Source organism: Dyadobacter bucti, assembly GCF_005869225.1.
Lineage (GTDB): Bacteria > Bacteroidota > Bacteroidia > Cytophagales > Spirosomataceae > Dyadobacter > Dyadobacter bucti.
Genome location: NZ_SWFP01000001.1, coordinates 1192927 through 1212040 on the forward strand (window position 1 = coordinate 1192927; position 19114 = coordinate 1212040).

A 19114-nucleotide genomic window follows, 5' to 3' on the forward strand; every position below is an offset into this window, starting at 1 on the left:
TAGTCATTTATAACCCCTCATCGTCTCTTGTAGTTATTTGTGGTGAGCTCGGGGTAGTCCTATTTACTTCGGCATACGCTGTACGTCTGACGACAGATATTCTTCTATGCGCGTTTCCAACTCTGCAAAAGAAATGTTACTGTGCAGCTCGCCTTCAACTGCAAGTGAAATTTTCCCCGTCTGTTCGGAAATTACAATCACAATGGCATCAGTGGCCTCGCTCATTCCCATGCCGGCCCGGTGGCGAAAACCCAGCGAAGACGGTACGTCAACTCCGTCTGCCACAGGCAATACACATCGTGCCGCCTTTATAACGCCATCCACTATCACGACAGCTCCGTCGTGCAACTCACTGTACTGGTTGAATAAAGAAACCAGCAAAGGCTTCGAAACGCGCGCATCGAGCAGTTCTCCGGTTTCGATGTACTTGCTTAAATCATCCCGTTTATTGACGACGATCAGAGCTCCTGTAAAATTGGAAGCGATGGTTTTACTGGCATCTACAATCTCACGCAGATTTTTAACTTTCAGATCCAGCACGGAGTTGCCCATAACTTTTTTCAGCAGTCCATTGTTGGTATAAATCGTGGACTTACCAATAATCAACAAAAAGCGGCGGATCTCCTGCTGAAAAATTACGATCAAAGCCACAGCTCCCACACCCATGAAATATTGCAGGATGGCCGTCAGAAGGCCCAGGCCAAGGCCTTTTACGACCAGATAAAATACGTAAACAAACAAATAACCGAGAAAAACCCGGCTCGCAATGCTTCCCCGCACAAGGGTATATACCTGATAAAGAAGAATAGACACTAAAAAAACATCCAGGATATCGGCCCAATTGATGTTTAAAAAACCCACACGCATAAGAAAATCAATATTATTTCGCGACTAAATTACTATTTTAATTCATAAAGTTTGCAGTGGACAAATATAGTTTTACGGCCTCAACAGCCGCTTTTACATCATGTACACGCAAAACTGAAGCTCCGTTTTGTAAGGCAATCGTATTCAATACTGTAGTTCCGTTTAATGCCTCTTCCGGTGTGATATTCAACGTTTTATAAATACTCGCCTTTCTTGAAATGCCCACTAATACCGGATATCCCAGCAATTGGAATTCTGATAAATGATGCATCAGATTAAAGTTTTGCGCGGTCGTTTTGGCAAATCCAAAACCCGGATCAATCAGGATATCTGCGACACCTTTGCTCCGCAATACATCTGCCTTTTGCTTCAGATCTGTTAAAATATCTGTCACCAGGTGACGATACACGGTCATTTGGTTCATCGTCTGGGGTGTTCCACGCATGTGCATGAGAACGTAAGGCACTTTCAACTCTGCAACGGTATCAAACATTTCAACATCCAGATTGCCCCCGGAAACATCATTGATAATATGTGCACCTGCTTCAACCGCCCGACGGGCCACAACAGAACGAAAGGTATCCACTGAAATGATCAATTCGGGAAAATATTTATTTAAAGGCGCCACAGCAGATTCCACGCGGTCCGATTCTTCGTAAACGTCAACATCAGCAGCGCCCGGCCGGGTCGAATACCCTCCTATATCGATAATATCTACCCCTTCCCGAACCATTTCTCCGGCAAGGTCCAGAATCTGACCGTTCGAAATAACCCGGCTTCCAGCAAAAAAAGAGTCACTGGTAATATTGAGAATCCCCATCACCAAAGGTGCTGTGAGGTTAGTCATTCTTCCCCTGATGTTGAGTGTTTTTTTGTTAACTTGCACCATCAATTTCTGTCAAATAAGGGCAACGGAATGAGTATCTGAGCGTTTAGTATACTTTGGCCCCCAAGCAATAAACCTAATACAAAGTGAAATCCACCGAAGCGGAATATCAGCAAATCATTCAGCATTGCCAAGACCTTTTTACAAAAAAAAACAAAGATTACGGAACCTCCTGGCGCATTCTGCGGATTCCTTCCATTACTGATCAAATATTTATCAAGGCACAACGTATACGCACGATCCAGGAGAAAGGGATCCAGAAAGTTGATGATGCTATTTCAACAGAATTCGTGGGGATCATCAACTACTGTGTGATGGCCCTTATCCAGATAGCGGTGAGCGAAGGTAAGCTGCAAATTGATGACGCCGAACTTACTGATCTTTATAACGTTCAGATCAACGAAGTGAAAGAGCTTTTGTTCAATAAAAATCATGATTACGGAGAGGCGTGGCGTGATATGCGGGTAAGTTCAATGACTGATATTATATTAATGAAATTACTGAGAATCAAGCAAATAGAAGACAATCAAGGATTAACCCTGGTATCTGAAGGCGTAAAGGCGGGTTATCAGGATATCATCAACTATTCTGTTTTTTGCCTGATCAAATCAAATTCGTTACATACAAACTAAGGGAACTACCCAGGCAACAGGCGTCCCTGCAAATAAATTAAAATGAAAATTCTTGCTCAGCTTTCACGTGTCATAGTCGGATTATTGTTCATTTTTTCCGGTTTAATCAAATTAAATGACCCGGTTGGAACCCAATACAAATTGGAAGAGTACTTCGAAGTATTTGCCGAGGACCTGCCACGTTTTCATGATCTGTTTGTTTCACTGGTTCCCCTTGCGCTCTATTTCTCTGTATTTTTATGTACGGCAGAGGTTGTTTTGGGAATTGCATTGCTGGTAGGTTATAAGCCCAAAACGGTATCCTGGCTCCTGCTGACCATCATAGTCTTTTTTACTTTTCTCACATTCTATTCGGCGTATTTCAATAAGGTTACCGACTGCGGATGTTTTGGCGCGGCCATTAAACTTACTCCCTGGACCTCTTTCGGCAAAGACCTTTTTCTTCTGGCATTGATCCTCATCATTGTTTATTACCGAAAGAAATTTAAATCGTTGCCTACCGGTATTATTATAGTTATTTCAACAGTGGCTTCACTGGGAATTGCAGTATATGCGCTCAGGCATTTACCTATTCTTGACCTGCTGCCCTACCGTGTCGGCGCCAGCATTCCTGCGCAACTAAAACCTTCGGAGCCGCTCAGGTATCAGTATATTTTTGAAAAAGGTGGCAAAACATTCGAATATGAACAATATCCGAGTGATACAACGCTGGTGTTCAAAGAAATGATCGTCCTGAACGAAGATGCCAAACCTAAAATCACGGATTATAAGGTCTGGAACGATGAAGGCGATTTTACAGAAAGCACTTTTCAAGGCAAGAAACTTTTCCTGATCATTAAAAATCTGACTGATATCAATACGGCCGCACTACCTGAAATTAACAAGCTGATCAACAGCGTTAAATCGAAGGGAATTGAACCTATAGTATTGACCTCCGGCAACAGCGAAGAAATCGTCAAATTCCTTTCCGAACATCAGCTCAACATTCCCTATTATTATGTGGATACAGTTGTGCTCAAAACCATTTCCAGGTCGAACCCCGGACTATGGTTGTTGAAAGACGGCGTAGTAAAAGGTAAATGGCATTACAACGATACGCCTACCTCCGAAGAAGTGATCAACCTGGTCAAGTAAGTGCACATTTGTTTTCCTTTTTTGCAGTCCGCATTATCGCATGAAAAATATTGTATTGGTAGGAATGATGTCTTCCGGGAAATCGACATTGGGCAAAAAACTGGCCAGAGCATTGAACTATAAATTCGTAGACCTGGATAAGCTGATCGAAAAAGATCAGGGTATGGATATCCCTTCATTATTTTCGCAAAAAGGCGAATCATATTTCCGAGATATAGAAAGTCGGCTACTGAAAGAAACTATTGAAAACCAGCGGATTGTTCTCGCCACCGGGGGAGGAACGCCTTGCTTTTTTGACAATATGGATTTTATTAAAAATCTGGGTATCAGCATTTTCCTGGATGTTTCTGCGGCCGATCTTGCCAGGCGCATTGAAAATCACGGAAAAGACGATCGGCCCATTCTTTCCGGGACAACATTTTTGGAAACAACCCTGCAGCACAAAATTGACGAACGCCTGCCTTACTACTCACAGGCTGATATTACCATGAAAGGAGACATTGAGGTAACGCATTTACTTAAAATGCTGCAACCCTTATTATAAAAAAATACCTGTCCCTTCACAGAAACAGGCATTTCATTTCAATTAATTGGGTATCAGAAAAATGTACCGACGCTAAGCACAACATTGACTGGCTTATTGGAGATCTCTACAGAAGAATAATCCTGGGCATTATTAAGAAAATATGGCGTATAAGCGGATTTGTAGGTCATCAACGTACCACTCAGATCAGCAAAGAACCTATTTTTTCTCACACCCAGCCCTGCCGAAAAGAGCAGCTTTTGCCGATTTAAGCCATCATTATTCAGGTAAGGGTCTGCCAGATAACCAAAACCCAGCCTGCCACGGAAGGCACTGACCCTGTATTCCCCTCCTACCCTCACATTGACCACGTTTCTGTACGTATCCTGAATCTCGGTTTTCGTATCATTTCTGAATGCGGTATTTCCAGCGTCATCAAGATAGTTTGTTCTGACATTCATCCCTGAATATCCTACGTATTCCAAAGTTCCTGTAATAAAACCTTTGTCCTGCAAAAATGCTGTGATCCCGGCAGAGCCTTTAAATGGGCTGACGATTGAATATTCGAAGTCGTTTGGCGCGACATTCAGACTAGTATATGGTGGGGTAATCAAATCCCCCTCAGGTCCGGTAACCAATCCATCCACAAAAGCCGCATCCACACCCTGACTAAATGTTTCTTTGATTGCACTCCAAGTAGGTGTAGTCAGAACTCCACCTACTTGCAACATCGGGTTAAACTTATAGATGACACCCAGCGAGAGGTTTACGCCATTACCTGTCACAGTTAATGCTTCTCGTTGTCTGATGCTTATCAACTCCGGACTGTCCACAAATTGATCTTCGAAAGTTCTTTCATATTCGTACCTGATCCGGCTGAATCCCACATTACCACCTACATATAGCTTATCATTGTAGTTACCGGCATATGCCACTGTCCATTGAGTATTAGCCCCTCTCCCAACGTAGGTCCCATACTGGTCAACGGCACTATTTTGATCCAGTGCGCTGTATGGTGGTCCTGTAGCTGTGCCTGGATTGATTAAGTACATCTGATAGTAAGCTGCTGGCACTGAGTAGGCAAGCGGCCCGCCATTACTTGGGTCACTTTCGAAATCCGCATCTAGCTGAGCTGTGGAAGTTCCGCTTCTATTAACATTCTGTACAACGTTATCCAGATATGAACTTCTGTTATCGAATCCTGAGTAATTATACACATCCTGAAATGATTGTTGGCGCGAAAATGAAATTCCAAGTGAAGATCGTTTCCATTTACGCTGAAAACCGGGCTGGCTGGAAATTACCAAAGAAGCCTGAGCAAGGTTGCCTTTCGTTTTGGCCGAAGAAACACTATTGTCAATGTAAGAAGCTTTATTACTGATGCTGTTCAAACCCGGACTTATAGAAACCTCCGAGCGATTATAAAATCCCAATCCAGCGGGATTACCGAAAATAGAACTTGCGTCGCCTCCAAGCGCCGCGTGGTTACCACCGAGCGACTGAAAGCGGGCGGTCCCATTCTGATTTATTTCTGAATATCTGAAAACATCACCGGCGTATTGGCCGTAAGAGGAAGTAGCAATAAGGGCACCGAAAATTGACACCCATAAAGATAGTTTTGCCATGGCAGTTTTATAAGAACTCGACGCTTTGATTTAAGTTAATTAGTAAACGAAAACCCTGCAAGATTATGACGTCTTGCAGGGTTTGTATGTGAATAGTTATGCCAAAACAACACTAAAATTATCTTGGCCCTCTTGAAGAAGAACGTGTAGCACCACCTCCTCCGCCACCGGAAGGTGCACTGTAAGTTCTTGACGGTGCACTGTAACTAGGTTGGCTGTAAGTCCGCGCAGGTTGGCTGTACGTACGCGCAGGCTGACTGAAAGATTCCGAACTTCTGCTTGGCGTATATGTGCTGCGGGAAGGCGCGCTGTAATCAGACTGGCTTCTTGAAGGAACGCTGTAAGAAGGGGAATTTGAAACCCCGTTGCCTCTCGACGATCTTGTTGAAATATTGCCTGAATTCACATTTCCGGAAGAGTAGTTACTTGAGCTCGCTGAACGGGGACGTGAGTAATAAACATTGTTACCTTCGCTTGCCCCTCCTCTCGAACTACTATATGATTCCGCACCAGTTCTGCCACCAGAAGATGTTACGCCAGATCCGTTAGAAGATCTTGAAGACCTTGGAGATGCGTAAGTATCACTTCCGGACACTGCGTTTGCACCTCTTCTAGAGCTGCGCTCGTTCACAGCCGATCCCGCAGATCTTGAAGAATTCACAGAATTAGAATTGTAACGATCATTACTTCTCGAACTGTTACCGTTGGCAACCACTCTCGGTCCGTAGGTCCTCGCTAAACCTTGTCTTTCATAATTGTTGTTCACTACAATTACCGGACGGCTGTAAGCCCATGGATTGTATCCGAAACCACCACCGTAGAAACTATCATAATAGCCCCCACCGTAACCATATCCATACATGCTGTTGAACCCAAACGGGCTGTATCCGAAAGGACTATACCCAAAGGGATCGTATCCATAACCCATCATACTTCCGTAACCGAATGGAGAATAACCCATTCCCATCATGGAACCCATACCCATCATGGAACCCATTCCAAACCCGAGGTAAGGACGCATTCTGAACATACTTCCCATTCCAAACTGGAAACCAATGTTCATTGAATTTCCGGGCCAGTACGAACCATATCCGCCATATCCATAAGGATTAGCGAATCGATTGGCTTGATTATATCCGTCCACGAAGCCAGCGTTGTAACCTACATCATTGGAAACGACACGTTGCAGGCTTTTGGAAGAAATGTAAGATTCATCGTAATAGTCGCTGGTACCTTCCTGATCATAATTCCCGGTGTAGGTATAGTCTGGATTATCCGAACGGGACAAGTCTTGTGCTGTACCTCTGTCTGCTGATATTACTCCGGCACCAGGACTTCCACCGTAAAGGTCGTCGTATCCATCACCCGAACGTGATACATATTGATTTGTGGTACATCCCCAAGCTCCCAGCAACACTATCAAAGACAAATATTTTGCTTTATTTATCGTCATCATGGCTTTAAAGGATTAAAAGTTTGTTGCTAATATACATAAAATATCATTCCATGTCACTAAGTAAACGTCCGTCACATGACATTAATTCCAAAGTTAACATAAAAAACTATCTTTGCAACTTCGAAAAAAAAGGTTGTTTATAACAATATTTTCCTTTCCAATTATCAAATAATCCTACTAATGAGTAAAGCCTTGCCAACCCGAAGTGAAAACTACTCCGAATGGTATAATGAACTGGTAAAAAGAGCCGATCTGGCTGAAAATTCAGCCGTAAGAGGCTGTATGGTTATCAAACCTTACGGCTACTCTATCTGGGAGAAAATGCAGCGTGCCCTCGACGACATGTTTAAGGAAACTGGCCACACCAATGCGTATTTCCCGTTATTCATACCCAAATCCTACCTTAGTAAAGAAGCCTCACATGTAGAGGGATTTGCGAAGGAATGTGCAGTTGTTACCCATTACCGGTTGAAGAATGACCCTGAGGGCAAAGGTGTAATTGTAGATCCCGATGCAAAACTGGAAGAAGAATTGATCGTACGTCCTACGTCCGAGACAGTGATATGGAGTACTTATAAAAACTGGGTGCAGTCGTACCGTGACCTGCCCTTACTGATCAACCAGTGGGCGAATGTTGTACGTTGGGAAATGCGTACCCGTCTTTTTTTGAGGACGACAGAGTTTTTGTGGCAGGAAGGCCACACAGCGCATGCCACATCAGCAGAAGCGATTGCGGAAACCAAACAGATGCTTGATGTATATGCAACTTTTGCTGAAGAATGGATGGCACTACCCGTGCTAAAAGGCGTTAAAACTGCCAACGAGCGTTTCGCCGGAGCAGAAGACACCTATTGCATTGAAGCTCTTATGCAGGATGGAAAAGCATTGCAGGCAGGCACGTCCCACTTTTTAGGACAGAATTTCGCCAATGCATTCGATGTTAAATTTCAGGATAAGGACGGTAAGCTTGAATATGTATGGGGAACCTCCTGGGGCGTCAGTACCCGGCTGATGGGTGCTTTGATTATGGGACACTCGGACGACAGCGGCCTGGTGCTTCCTCCAAAACTGGCCCCTATCCAGGTTGTGATTGTCCCGATCTACAAAAATGAAGAGCAGCTTGCCCAGATATCTGAAAAGGTAGCAGAAATAACAAAGGAATTGAAAAAACTGGGTATCAGTGTAAAATATGACAACAGCGACGCCTACAAGCCAGGTTATAAATTCGCTGAATACGAATTAAAAGGCGTGCCGGTACGTCTCGCGATGGGTGCCCGTGACCTTGAAAACGGCACCGTGGAAGTGGCGAGACGGGATACGAAAACCAAGGAAACGGTGTCGCTCGAAGGAATATCGGCCCACATCAGTGCGCTTCTGGATAACATTCAGGAGTCGATTTACAATAAGGCCCTGGCATTCCGTGAAGAAAATACCTTCCGCGTTGACACTTTTGACGAATTCAATAAGGTGCTGGATACCAAAGGGGGATTTGTACTTGCACACTGGGACGGAACTTCTGAAACGGAGGAAAAGATTAAGGAAGAAACCAAAGCGACCATTCGCTGTATACCACTCAACCAGGAAGCAGAATCCGGCGTATGCATTTATTCCGGCAAACCTTCTACGGGACGGGTTGTCTTTGCACGGGCATATTAGTTAATCGTGCATCTCCAATTCATTGGAAATCAAACATTTTTAACCATTTAAGACTATCAAGATGAAGCAGGCGCAGGCAGGTAACAATGTTCAGGTTCACTACAAGGGAACCTTACCGGATGGACAACTTTTTGATTCCTCTGAAGGACGTGATCCTTTGAATTTCAAACTGGGAAGTGGTCAGGTGATCAAAGGATTTGATGACGGAGTGACAGGCATGGAAGTGGGCGAAAAGAAGACAATCCATATTCCAAACGAAGAAGCTTATGGCCCGGTAAATGAGGAAATGATCATAAACTTTGACCGTAAACAGATTCCGGCGGATATTCCTCTCGAAGTAGGCGGAACGCTGAACATGCACCAGGATGGCGGTCAGGTGATCCCTGTCGTGGTGAAAGAAGTGACCGAAGAATACGTGATTTTGGACGCTAACCATCCATTGGCCGGTCAGGATCTTATTTTTGAACTTGAGCTGGTAGGTATCAACTGAATTTCAAAAGCTTTTGGGATAAAAATCCATTATAATTTTTTGTCCCAAAAGCCTTTTTTGTCTTTTCATTCAGTCCATTTCAGGCTGAAAGCCTCCGGCTTGGTCCTTGATATTTTCAGAAGTATCTGTCTCGCAGCCAGGTCATTGAGCATTCGTTCGGCTCTCTTTTCCGAAATATTAATAATTTTCGAGAAAACCTTCGCAGTAACCGAATCAGTATCTTTCAGGTATGCAATCAATGTCTTCACATGCCTGGATGCCATCAGCTTTTCCTTGTCGGCCCCACCCTCTCCGTGCATCAGTAACCTCGGGATAGGAATGCTTTTGTCCTTGACCCTGATGTAAATGATACGCTCTCCTTTTTCATTCAATGCATAATGCGGCTTATCCGGGCTTTCTTCAATTTCGACTGCCAATATCATTTTTCCATCAAGTTGAACTGTTTTTATCTGGACCATTATCTTGGGCTCTATCAATTCCCCGGTTGCTTTCTCCAGTTTCTGCAGTTCCTTTAATTCTGAATTTACGCCCAATATCGCACCGGTATCACTGATCCCGACCAGCAAACGGCCACCCGAAGTATTGGCAAATGAAACAATGGTTTTCGCAATTTTAAAAGCACTGTCAATCGTCCTTTTAAATTCAGTTGTCAGCCCCTCGCCCCCTTTTATGATTTGAATGATACTCTTATTCATGTATTTAAATTAGCCCGTACTTTTTACCGGGCAGTGAACGCACCATACCCTGAAATTCCAGATTCAAAAGCAATGAAGCCAGCCTGTTCAGGTGCATACCCGACTGCCAGGAAAGCTCATCGATCTGGATGGTCCCGTTTTGTTTCAAAAGCGCAAGTATCTGCCCTTCATCCTGCGTAAAACCTTCAAAAGTTATCTGCGCAAAATCGCGTTGCTGTACCTTTGCGTTTGACTCCTCTTCGAGCCCCCAGCCTATTGAAACTGCCATATCCTGAACTGATGTAAAAATAGCGGCCTTGTGGTCACGGATCAGATTATTGCAGCCTTCCGACTGTGGACTACTTATTGAACCCGGAACCGCGAAAACCTCCCGGTGATAATTCTGAGCAAACTCTACTGTGATCAGACTGCCGCCTTTACTCGCCGATTCCACTACAATTGTAACATCACTTAACCCGGCAATAATTCGGTTGCGCGCAGGAAATCTCATAAAATCCGGTTTTGTTGCCAGTGCATTTTCGGTGACAATACCGCCTAGTTGCTGCATTTCCAGAGCGGTCTTACGATGCGATACAGGATAAATCACGTTCAGACCGCTCGCCATCACGCCAATTGTAGGCAGGTTACTCTTCAAACATGCTCTGTGCGCAGTAATATCAACTCCGTAGGCCAGGCCGCTGACAACCGTTGCCTGATAAATACCCAGGTCTTTAACCAAACTTTCGGTCACGGCTTTTCCATACTCGCTGATCTGCCGGGTACCCACAATACCTACGGTTCTGCCCACATTAAAATCAAAATTCCCACGTGAGTACAGTACAACCGGTGAATCGTACAATGGTTTTAATCTGGAAGGATAAGTATCGTCGGAATAAAAATGGAGACGGGTATCGGAGTTCTGGCAGTCAGCATATTCTCTTTCTGCCATAGCAAATGCTTCCTTTGCCAGCACCGCACGGACCACTTTTTCACCAACTCCCGGAATTTTGATGAGATTTTTATAATCAGAATTGAAAACATTTCCCGCTCCGCCGCAATAGCTGATCAGCTGCCGGACGGTTACCGCCCCTATTCCGGGCGTGTGAATAAGGGCGAGCGTACAGATCCTGTCGTTTTCTGTTAATTGATGCATGGTATAGTGTGTTAATTCAATAAAACTCAGCGTGAAAAACTTTCAGGTACTGGCATACAATTTGTCTGTATACGTAAAAAGTTTTTAACCTTCAAAAATAACAATAATCTGTAAAGGGTATATGGAAAATTTACAACCTGATGAAACCGAAACTGTCCAGCATTATGAAGGAATGGGTGCAACCTGTTACCCCGATGGTGTATTTTACAGAGTGTGGGCCCCACATGCGGAAAGCGTTTCGGTAGTAGGTAGTTTTAATGATTGGAAAGAGGGCGCAAATCCGCTGATACAGGAAGAAAACGGAGTCTGGGGGGCGCTGGTTGAGAATTCGAAGGAAGGAGACGAGTATAAATTCGCATTAAAAACACCGTCCGGAGACCTTTTCCGAAACGATCCCTACGCTTTAAAAGTGACCAATTCCGCAGGAAACGGTATAGTTTACAACCAGTCGTCTTTCGACTGGCAGGAAGTTGAATTTCAGATTCCAAGCTGGCATGAACTGGTCATCTACGAACTGCATGTCGGGACGTTTCATGTGAAGGAAGGTAGTCATATCGGCACATTGTATACCGCCATTGAAAAGCTGCAGTACCTGAAAGACATGGGTTTCAACGCTGTTGAATTAATGCCCTGTTCTGAGTTCCCCGGCGACCGCTCGTGGGGATATAATCCCGCAAATCCTTTTGCGATTGAATCCGACTACGGTGGCCCTGATGGCCTGAAAGCCTTTGTTAAAGCTGCCCACGAGTCGGGAATTGCGGTGATACTGGATGTTGTCTATAATCACTTCGGTCCTTCCGACCTGGATCTCTGGCAATTCGACGGCTGGTCTGAAAACGATGGCGGCGGGATTTACTTTTATAACGACTGGCGGGCAGAAACGCCCTGGGGCAGTACCAGACCGGACTATGGCAGGGGAGAAGTGAGACAGTACATTCACGATAATGCATTGATGTGGCTGCGTGACTACCGGGTCGATGGATTGAGAATGGACATGGTACCTTATATCAGGAATGTAAAAGCAGATGGAAATCCAGGCAACGACATCCCCGAAGGTATTTCTCTGATGCAATGGATCAACAAGGATATTCGTAAAAATTTCCCGAACAGGATCACAATTGCAGAAGATATGCATTCGCTCGATTTCATCACTAATTCAATTGAAAATGATGGGCTGGGCTATGGATCTCAGTGGGATGCGAAATTTGTCCACACCGTTCGCGATGCAATTATCACTGCCAATGACCAGGACCGCAATATGGACGGAATCGTAGAGGCGATTACAAGCCGTTACAATACCGATTCTTTCCAGCGTATTATTTATACAGAGTCACATGATGAAGTCGCCAATGGCCAGGCCCGGGTTGCCGAAGAAATCGCGGATGGTGATGTTAACAACTGGTATTCCAAAAAACGTGCGGCACTTGGTGTCGCCTTGGTTCTAACCTCCCCAGGAATCCCGATGATTTTCCAGGGTCAGCCACTGCTTGAAGACAAGTGGTTTTCTGACAGTGACCCGATTGACTGGTCACGTCTTGAAAAATTCAGTGGGTTCGCTTCATTACACCGGGATCTGATCCATCTACGCAGAAACTGGTTTGGCGTAACGGGAGGCCTTCAGGCACAGAATGTCGAAATCATCCGCGCTGATAATGAGAAAAAGGTTATCGTCATGCATCGATTTAATGACGGTGGCCCGAAGGACAGTGTGATAGTTGTGCTCAATTTTTCAACTGAAACCTTTTCTGATTATAAAGTTGGTTTTCCAAGAGGTGGTAAATGGAACCTTAGATTTAACAGCGACGATGAGCAATACGATCCTGAATTCTCGCATCTCGGAATTTTCGATCTGGAAACTATGGAAGGAGAGTTCGACAACATGCCTGTGCATGCCTCGCTGCAGATACCGCCATATACCGCGCTGATTTTTTCACAGGAAGACTGATCAATGATAATAACAAAAAAACCGCAGTTGATGCGGTTTTTTTGTTATTCTATTACCCTAAACAACCTGTCCCAGCGAATTTTATTAAAAAAACGCGTCGGGTCAGGATCAATCGACATCCATACAAATACTGCTTTTCCTACAATATGGTCTTTAGGTACAAAACCCCAGTATCTTGAATCAGCCGAGTTATGACGGTTATCACCCATCATGAAATAGTAATCCTGCCTGAACGTATATTTTTCCAAAACCTTTCCATTCTGAGTGATCTTGCCGCCTTCCAGCGACACACCTTCGTTCCCGTCATAATTCCTTATGATTTCACCAAACAATGCCGCATTTTCGGGTGTCAGATCGACAGTGGAACCTTTTCGGGGAACGACAATCGGGCCGTAGTTATCTTTATTCCAGTCCACAGCCTCATAGCCGGGAAACAAATGCGGTTCCTTTAATCCTTTGCTCATAAAAATCGGCTCTACTCTTTTTACAAAATCGTAGGATTTCATTTTTTCGGCAAGAGCTTGGGTCGTTTTAACGATATAACCGGACTCGTCGTTGGAAGCTATGCTGTCGTTATAGGTTTCTGTAAACCGAAAATAATCAGTGATCCCATTTTTGTGAAATACATTTTTTTCATTCACCAATGTGGTCGTCGATACAAAATATTCATTTTGCATACGCAAAGGATTAGCCTCCACTTTCCCGTTCACATATACTTGTCCGCCCCGGATTTCTAGCTTGTCACCTGCCTGGGCCACACATCTTTTAATATAATTGGACCGAAGATCGAGTGGATGAGGACGGAGATTAGGCAACACGGTACCATATTTCTGATAGGCATCGGGATGTTCAACAGGAAGATAAAAAACAACCACATCACCCCGCTTCACGTCTGTAAAACCAGGAAGCCGGTACTGAGGCAACTTAATCCACTCGAGATATGAGGGAATTTCCGTCCCCCAGATCGTCTGGTGTGTCAAAGGAATCTGCAAAGGTGTGACCGGTGTAGCGGTACCATAATGCAATTTGCTTACAAACAGATAATCTCCAACCAGTAATGTATTTTCCATCGAAGGCGTAGGAATCACAAACGCACTGAAAAATAGCCAGCGAATGAGCGTAGCAGCTACAACGGCAAACAAAACGGAGTCAAACCATTCTCGGAATGCAGACTTTTCTTGTTTCGTTTTCATCTGCTTTTGAAGCTCTTCGATGGAGGAAATCATAATTCGTCGTTTAAAACCTCCGCAATATAGTATTTAACATTATAATATATAAACCGGTATATTATATTTATTTATATATAAACGAAATCTGGCATTTTGCTGCCCGCACCATTGCCGCCGAGATTTCACCCCTCCCGGGGATCTTGGCTCTCGTCCTAATATCACTTTTCTCAAATAATTACATCCCTTCGGGATTATCAAGTGGGCATTTCAGAAGAAATACTCCAAAAGCCCAACCGGCTGAAATTATTGCAACTAATCGGCATACATTTAATCCGAACCCCTTGAAGGGTGATAGTATCAGCGCACAGTTAAGAAATCAAAAAAGGGAAGCCTCTCAGCCTCCCTTGTTATTATACCTATATTATTTCAATCAGTGAATAACCCGGAACAATCTGTTCCACCTGATCTTGTTGAAAAAACTCGTCGGATTGGGATCTATCGACATCCACACAAAAACTGCCTTTCCCACAATATGATCCATCGGAACAAAACCCCAGTACCTCGAATCAGCAGAATTATGGCGGTTATCGCCCATCATAAAGAAATAATCCTGCTTGAAAGTATAGCTGGTGATCGCAGCCCCTGCCACCTTTACGGAGCTATCGTCCAAAACCACATCCTCGTTTCCCTCATAATTTTTAATCACAGGACCATACAGCGCCACATTTTCGGGTGTCAACTGCACGGTCATTCCTTCTTTCGGTACAGTGATCGGTCCATAATTATCACGGTTCCATTTAAATAACTGCGAGTTCGGGTATAACATAGGCTCGCTGATATCCTTTGACGATTTCACAAGCGTAATATTTTTAACAAAATCGTAAGTTTTCAATTTGCCCGCAATCTCAACCGTGGTGTAAACCAGATATCCCATCTGGTCATTCCCGGGTATCGTATCATTGAAAGTTTCGGTGTACGCGTTGTATTCGGAAATTCCGTTTTCCTTGAAAACCTTCGATTCGTTCACTGCGGTAGTCGTAGCGACAAAATACTCATTTTCCATTCGTACCGGGTTTTCTACAGCCGTCCCGTTGGCATATACCTGTAAATCGCGCACTTCCAGCTTATCTCCGGGCAGACCCATGCAGCGTTTGATGTAGTTTGTTTTCAGATCGACAGGATGTTGCAATTCAGGTGGATAGTTAAAAACTACCACATCCCCGCGCTTCACTTCGCTGAATCCGGGCAGACGGTACTGAGGCAATTGCACGGCGTCAGTATAAGATGGAATGTTGGTTCCCCAGATCGTCTGGTGTGTCAGCGGGACCTGCAGTGGTGTTTTGGGTGTGCGCGTGCCGTAATGCAGCTTGCTCACAAACAAAAAATCACCCACCAGAAGACTGTTCTCCATAGAAGGTGTGGGGATTGTAAAAGCTTCAAAAAATAACCAGCGGATTAATGTTGCTGCTACTACTGCAAAAAGTATTGAATCAAACCATTCCCGTACCGCTGACTTTTTCTTGCTCCCGTAAGCGGTGTTTGGGGTCATTTCTTTATTAATAGCCATGCTATATAATTAATTGATAGTTAAGAGTTTCAATCTAAATTATTCAGAAGGTCATTCATGCCAAACACACCGTAACGGCCAACAAGCCACTCAGCAGACACCACCGCGCCAAGGGCAAATCCAGCCCGGCTGTGCGCCGTATGTTTAATTTCAATCGTATCGACTTCGGATTCATAGCGAACGATATGCGTTCCCGGCACCTCTCCTTCCCTTTCGGCAACAATTTGCAAATATCCTTCTTCATCCTGGGGAGCCAGCTTCCAGCCTTCCAGTTTTTCAGATTCGGCTATCAACCCCTCAGCAAGCGTAATCGCCGTACCGCTAGGTGCATCCAGTTTGTGAATGTGATGGATTTCAGTCATGGAAGACTGATAAGGCTGTCCATTCATCAGCCGTGCAAGCTGGCGGTTCAACTTAAAAAACAGGTTTACCCCGATGCTATAATTGGACGCATAGAAAAACGCTCCCGCCTGTTCCTTGCAAAGAGCCTCTATCTCGTCACGGTGTTCCAGCCACCCCGTCGTTCCACTTACAACAGGCCAACCTTTTTTCAGACAATAGGTAATGTTTCCGAAGGCAGATTCGGGGGCACTGAACTCTATGGCTACATCCACGTCCGCCGGTTTTAGCGCTTCCATGTCCGCGCGGTTCTGGATATCGATTTTTCCAACAATTGTATGTCCTCTTTCAAGGGCAATTTTTTCAATTGTTTTTCCCATCTTGCCATACCCCAGTAATAAAACTCTCATTAATCAGAAATTTGAAATCAGTACTTAAACTATATTATTTAATATTAAAAACTACCCGCAAACCCGGAGTAGGCTCCCTCATATAAGGCTGGCTCAGCTTAGGTTCTACCCTCAATGTGAGATCTTCTGACAAATCAAAGGTTTTCAGGTGGGCCGCTACGTTGGCCTCAATGATTGAAAGCGAGTAAATAAGCCCTGCGACGATCAGCGACAAACCCCGGTTCCGCCTCCAGTAATTTTTCCCCCTCGCGATCTGGTCTCTTGTTCCAGGCTGGTATTCGCTGCTGGTATTGAACAGATTACGCACACGAACTATTTTTGTTGAATCGGCTGTCAACCCTTTTTTGATCTGCCCGAATGTCGGGCTGCTTTCGTCCAGATCGTAAAACTCCTTATAAGTTTTAAGGTAATCCTTGTATTTGACCGAATTCAGAAAATACGCATACATACCGCCTCCGAAAGCAACATACACGATGGGGAGCTTCCAGTAATCGCGGTTATAAATTTGCCCTCCACCCGGTATCAGGGCGAGTCTGGTAGCTGTTTTTGGCACCGGCATAAATTTAGGCTTGCCGTTTTTACCGGTTTTCATTTTTAAAGAATCTGCGGCCTGCAAAGCTGCACTGTCCAAAACAGCCCCGGCAGAGTTTGCCCGCCTTAAACTATCGCCTCTATTTGTTTGGGCAGTAATATCTTTTGATAACAACAACATTACCCCAAGCCAAAACCAGTTTTTCAAGTGTTATTTAAATTTCAGTGTTTCCAAAATCTTTTTCAATTCGTCCTGCGAAGTAAAAGGGATTTTGATCTCTCCTTTGTGTTCGTTATCACTTTTTACGGAAACCTTCGCTCCAAAAAAGGAAGACAATTGAAACTGTAACGACTTTATTTCCTGATTAATTGTTGTCTGTTTTTTAGCCGCAAACGATATATTGCTCATCATTCCGAGCTTTCTTACCTCATCTTCCACCTTCCTCACCGACCAGCCTTCTTCAATGATTTTATTGAAAATTTTCAGCTGGCTCTGATCGCTGTTGATCGTAATAATGGCCCTTGCGTGGCCCATGCTGATCTTATTGTCCCGCAAGGCTGCCTGTATCACAGGAGGCAATTTCAACAGACGGATATAGTTGTTGACAGTAGTACGGTTTTTACCAACCCGTACGCCCAGCTCTTCCTGTTTCAGATTACATTCCAGGATCAGCCGCTGGTAGCTGAGTGCAATTTCTATTGAGTTGAGATTTTCCCGCTGAATGTTCTCGATCAGGGCCATTTCCAGCATCTGCTGGTCGTTGGCCGTTCTGATATAAGCTGGTATGGTTGTCAATCCCAGTGACCGTGACGCCTGTAAACGTCTTTCGCCTGAGATAAGCTGGTATGTATCTTCTGTGAGCTGCCGGACCGTAACAGGCTGTATGATTCCCTGAACACGGATCGAGTCTGCAAGTTCCTGAAGGGACTCCTGGTCAAATTTGGTACGTGGCTGATAAGGATTCGCCTCGATCTGGGTTACATCAATCTCATTCATCGACCCCACCACATCCGTGGGCGACAAACGTGCGCTTGTCCGGGGTGAGGTCATTTTCTCCGAATCCTGCAAAAGAGCCCCCAATCCTCTTCCCAAGCCCGTCATTTTTTTTGCTTTGCTGTTCTCCATTGTGTGTTATCTGCTATCAAACTTATATTAATTGACTCCCAGATGTTTATCGGAAGAAAGCAAGCCATTTTTGCTCAGGATCTCCCTGGCCAAGTTCAGGTAGCTTACTGCTCCTTTGCTCTCTGCATCCTGCGCCATGACAGGAATCCCGAAACTCGGGGCCTCGCTGATACGTACGTTACGGGGGATAATGGTATTGAAAACAAGTGATTCGAAATGACTGGTAACTTCATTGACAACCTGATTGGATAAACGCAGGCGCAGATCATACATCGTAAGCAGGATTCCCTCGATGACCAGGCTGGTATTAAGCCTTGACTGTATGATAGTAATGGTATTCAACAGCTTACCCAACCCTTCGAGTGCAAAGTACTCGCACTGGACAGGAATAATAACCGAATCCGCCGCTGTAAGGCTGTTAATCGTAATAAGGCCAAGGGACGGTGAGCAGTCAATGACAATAAAATCATAATCCTCTCTGACCTCCGCGATGGCATCTTTCATTCTGTGTTCGCGGTTTTTGAGATTGATCATTTCAATCTCTGCGCCCACCAGATCGATATGTGACGGCAGTAAACTCAAATTAGGAAAATCCGTTTCCAGAACGATATCTGCAGTTTTTGCCTGCTCCACCATCGCCTCATAAATACTGTTTTCCATCTCCTGCGGATTAAATCCCAAACCCGAAGTTGAATTGGCCTGGGGATCAGCATCTATGATCAGTGTCCGGAATTCCAGTGCGGCAAGACTTGCCGCCAGGTTGATGGCAGTGGTGGTTTTCCCTACTCCTCCTTTTTGATTTGCGATTGCAATTACTTTGCCCATGTATTAATAAGTGTTACCAAGGTCAAATTTCAATTATTCAGGGCAATTCACCAAAAAATGTTCCACGGACTTTTAAATAAACCAAATAATATACTAACATTCAGTT

At 44.5% G+C, this 19114-nt stretch carries 18 protein-coding genes; 6 read left to right on the top strand and 12 right to left on the bottom strand.

The features are described from left to right. Positions 1-63: 63 nt before the first annotated feature. Positions 64-867, bottom strand: coding sequence for a diadenylate cyclase CdaA (gene cdaA, locus FBF61_RS04420; protein WP_138475935.1), 804 nt, complete (start codon positions 865-867; stop codon positions 64-66). A 37-nt stretch (positions 868-904) separates the two neighbouring features. Beyond that, positions 905-1756 carry a dihydropteroate synthase gene (gene folP, locus FBF61_RS04425; RefSeq protein WP_138475936.1) on the bottom strand — a complete coding sequence of 284 codons (852 nt, stop codon included), beginning with the start codon at positions 1754-1756 and terminating at the stop codon, positions 905-907. A gap of 83 nt (positions 1757-1839) precedes the next feature. Here folP and FBF61_RS04430 point away from each other — a divergent pair, with 83 nt between their 5' ends. Genes FBF61_RS04430 through FBF61_RS04440 form a run of 3 tightly spaced genes read left to right on the top strand, consistent with a single transcriptional unit; the run spans position 1840 to position 4063 of the window. Further along, positions 1840-2385 carry a DUF1599 domain-containing protein gene (locus tag FBF61_RS04430; RefSeq protein WP_138475937.1) on the top strand — a complete coding sequence of 182 codons (546 nt, stop codon included), beginning with the start codon at positions 1840-1842 and terminating at the stop codon, positions 2383-2385. Positions 2386-2427: 42 nt separating this feature from the next. Then, a complete protein-coding gene (locus tag FBF61_RS04435) occupies positions 2428-3519 on the top strand; it encodes a BT_3928 family protein (protein ID WP_138475938.1) in 1092 nt (363 codons plus the stop codon). Between the two features lie 40 nt (positions 3520-3559). Next, positions 3560-4063, top strand: a complete 504-nt coding sequence (locus tag FBF61_RS04440; protein ID WP_138475939.1) for a shikimate kinase — start codon at positions 3560-3562, stop codon at positions 4061-4063. A gap of 53 nt (positions 4064-4116) precedes the next feature. Here FBF61_RS04440 and FBF61_RS04445 read toward each other — a convergent pair whose 3' ends face one another. Together FBF61_RS04445 and FBF61_RS04450 are read right to left on the bottom strand one after the other, a co-directional pair. After that, entirely contained in the window at positions 4117-5667 is a 1551-nt protein-coding gene (locus FBF61_RS04445; RefSeq protein WP_138475940.1) for a hypothetical protein, read from the bottom strand. 118 nt (positions 5668-5785) lie between these two features. After that, positions 5786-7123: a hypothetical protein gene (locus tag FBF61_RS04450; protein ID WP_138475941.1), complete on the bottom strand. Its 1338-nt coding sequence runs from the start codon at positions 7121-7123 to the stop codon at positions 5786-5788. Positions 7124-7303: 180 nt separating this feature from the next. Here FBF61_RS04450 and proS point away from each other — a divergent pair, with 180 nt between their 5' ends. Both proS and FBF61_RS04460 read left to right on the top strand, forming a co-directional pair. Continuing rightward, complete coding sequence (proS, locus tag FBF61_RS04455) at positions 7304-8779, top strand: proline--tRNA ligase (protein ID WP_138475942.1); 1476 nt, start codon at positions 7304-7306, stop codon at positions 8777-8779. A gap of 61 nt (positions 8780-8840) precedes the next feature. Further along, positions 8841-9269 carry an FKBP-type peptidyl-prolyl cis-trans isomerase gene (locus FBF61_RS04460; RefSeq protein WP_138475943.1) on the top strand — a complete coding sequence of 143 codons (429 nt, stop codon included), beginning with the start codon at positions 8841-8843 and terminating at the stop codon, positions 9267-9269. Positions 9270-9334: 65 nt separating this feature from the next. On the opposite strand, the gene FBF61_RS04465 is transcribed toward FBF61_RS04460, so the two are convergent. Both FBF61_RS04465 and dprA read right to left on the bottom strand, forming a co-directional pair. Then, positions 9335-9964, bottom strand: a complete 630-nt coding sequence (locus tag FBF61_RS04465; RefSeq protein WP_138475944.1) for an AlbA family DNA-binding domain-containing protein — start codon at positions 9962-9964, stop codon at positions 9335-9337. A gap of 4 nt (positions 9965-9968) precedes the next feature. Continuing rightward, positions 9969-11096: a DNA-processing protein DprA gene (gene dprA / locus FBF61_RS04470; protein ID WP_138475945.1), complete on the bottom strand. Its 1128-nt coding sequence runs from the start codon at positions 11094-11096 to the stop codon at positions 9969-9971. A 121-nt stretch (positions 11097-11217) separates the two neighbouring features. On the opposite strand from dprA, the gene FBF61_RS04475 reads away from it, so the two are divergent. Continuing rightward, positions 11218-13041, top strand: a complete 1824-nt coding sequence (locus tag FBF61_RS04475) for an alpha-amylase family glycosyl hydrolase (protein ID WP_138475946.1) — start codon at positions 11218-11220, stop codon at positions 13039-13041. Between the two features lie 44 nt (positions 13042-13085). Here the strand turns inward: FBF61_RS04475 and lepB (FBF61_RS04480) are convergent, their stop codons facing one another. From lepB (FBF61_RS04480) to FBF61_RS04505, 6 genes are all read right to left on the bottom strand, one after another. Then, the gene (gene lepB, locus FBF61_RS04480) at positions 13086-14267 is read right to left on the bottom strand and encodes a signal peptidase I (protein ID WP_205748224.1); all 1182 of its coding nucleotides are present in this window, start codon (positions 14265-14267) and stop codon (positions 13086-13088) included. Between the two features lie 373 nt (positions 14268-14640). Further along, positions 14641-15777 (bottom strand): signal peptidase I, encoded by a 1137-nt coding sequence (gene lepB / locus FBF61_RS04485; RefSeq protein WP_138475948.1) that lies wholly within the window; start codon positions 15775-15777, stop codon positions 14641-14643. A 29-nt stretch (positions 15778-15806) separates the two neighbouring features. Further along, positions 15807-16526, bottom strand: coding sequence for a 4-hydroxy-tetrahydrodipicolinate reductase (gene dapB, locus FBF61_RS04490; RefSeq protein ID WP_138475949.1), 720 nt, complete (start codon positions 16524-16526; stop codon positions 15807-15809). Between the two features lie 34 nt (positions 16527-16560). Then, positions 16561-17118: a DUF5683 domain-containing protein gene (locus tag FBF61_RS04495; protein ID WP_229214908.1), complete on the bottom strand. Its 558-nt coding sequence runs from the start codon at positions 17116-17118 to the stop codon at positions 16561-16563. A gap of 150 nt (positions 17119-17268) precedes the next feature. Next, entirely contained in the window at positions 17269-18183 is a 915-nt protein-coding gene (locus FBF61_RS04500; protein ID WP_138475951.1) for a ParB/RepB/Spo0J family partition protein, read from the bottom strand. 27 nt (positions 18184-18210) lie between these two features. Beyond that, positions 18211-19008 carry a ParA family protein gene (locus FBF61_RS04505; RefSeq protein ID WP_138475952.1) on the bottom strand — a complete coding sequence of 266 codons (798 nt, stop codon included), beginning with the start codon at positions 19006-19008 and terminating at the stop codon, positions 18211-18213. Positions 19009-19114 lie beyond the last annotated feature (106 nt).

Bases quoted from the DNA above. Each gene is read 5' to 3' on its own strand.
- FBF61_RS04475 (WP_138475946.1), top strand. From the start codon at position 11,218: ATGGAAAATTTACAACCTGATGAAACCGAAACTGTCCAGCATTATGAA.
- proS (WP_138475942.1), top strand. From the start codon at position 7,304: ATGAGTAAAGCCTTGCCAACCCGAAGTGAAAACTACTCCGAATGGTAT.
- folP (WP_138475936.1), bottom strand. From the start codon at position 1,756: ATGGTGCAAGTTAACAAAAAAACACTCAACATCAGGGGAAGAATGACT.
- cdaA (WP_138475935.1), bottom strand. From the start codon at position 867: ATGCGTGTGGGTTTTTTAAACATCAATTGGGCCGATATCCTGGATGTT.
- FBF61_RS04500 (WP_138475951.1), bottom strand. From the start codon at position 18,183: ATGGAGAACAGCAAAGCAAAAAAAATGACGGGCTTGGGAAGAGGATTG.
- dapB (WP_138475949.1), bottom strand. From the start codon at position 16,526: ATGAGAGTTTTATTACTGGGGTATGGCAAGATGGGAAAAACAATTGAA.
- lepB (WP_138475948.1), bottom strand. From the start codon at position 15,777: ATGGCTATTAATAAAGAAATGACCCCAAACACCGCTTACGGGAGCAAG.
- FBF61_RS04435 (WP_138475938.1), top strand. From the start codon at position 2,428: ATGAAAATTCTTGCTCAGCTTTCACGTGTCATAGTCGGATTATTGTTC.
- FBF61_RS04450 (WP_138475941.1), bottom strand. From the start codon at position 7,123: ATGATGACGATAAATAAAGCAAAATATTTGTCTTTGATAGTGTTGCTG.
- dprA (WP_138475945.1), bottom strand. From the start codon at position 11,096: ATGCATCAATTAACAGAAAACGACAGGATCTGTACGCTCGCCCTTATT.
- FBF61_RS04460 (WP_138475943.1), top strand. From the start codon at position 8,841: ATGAAGCAGGCGCAGGCAGGTAACAATGTTCAGGTTCACTACAAGGGA.
- FBF61_RS04465 (WP_138475944.1), bottom strand. From the start codon at position 9,964: ATGAATAAGAGTATCATTCAAATCATAAAAGGGGGCGAGGGGCTGACA.
- FBF61_RS04445 (WP_138475940.1), bottom strand. From the start codon at position 5,667: ATGGCAAAACTATCTTTATGGGTGTCAATTTTCGGTGCCCTTATTGCT.
- FBF61_RS04495 (WP_229214908.1), bottom strand. From the start codon at position 17,118: ATGAAAACCGGTAAAAACGGCAAGCCTAAATTTATGCCGGTGCCAAAA.
- FBF61_RS04440 (WP_138475939.1), top strand. From the start codon at position 3,560: ATGAAAAATATTGTATTGGTAGGAATGATGTCTTCCGGGAAATCGACA.
- lepB (WP_205748224.1), bottom strand. From the start codon at position 14,267: ATGATTTCCTCCATCGAAGAGCTTCAAAAGCAGATGAAAACGAAACAA.
- FBF61_RS04505 (WP_138475952.1), bottom strand. From the start codon at position 19,008: ATGGGCAAAGTAATTGCAATCGCAAATCAAAAAGGAGGAGTAGGGAAA.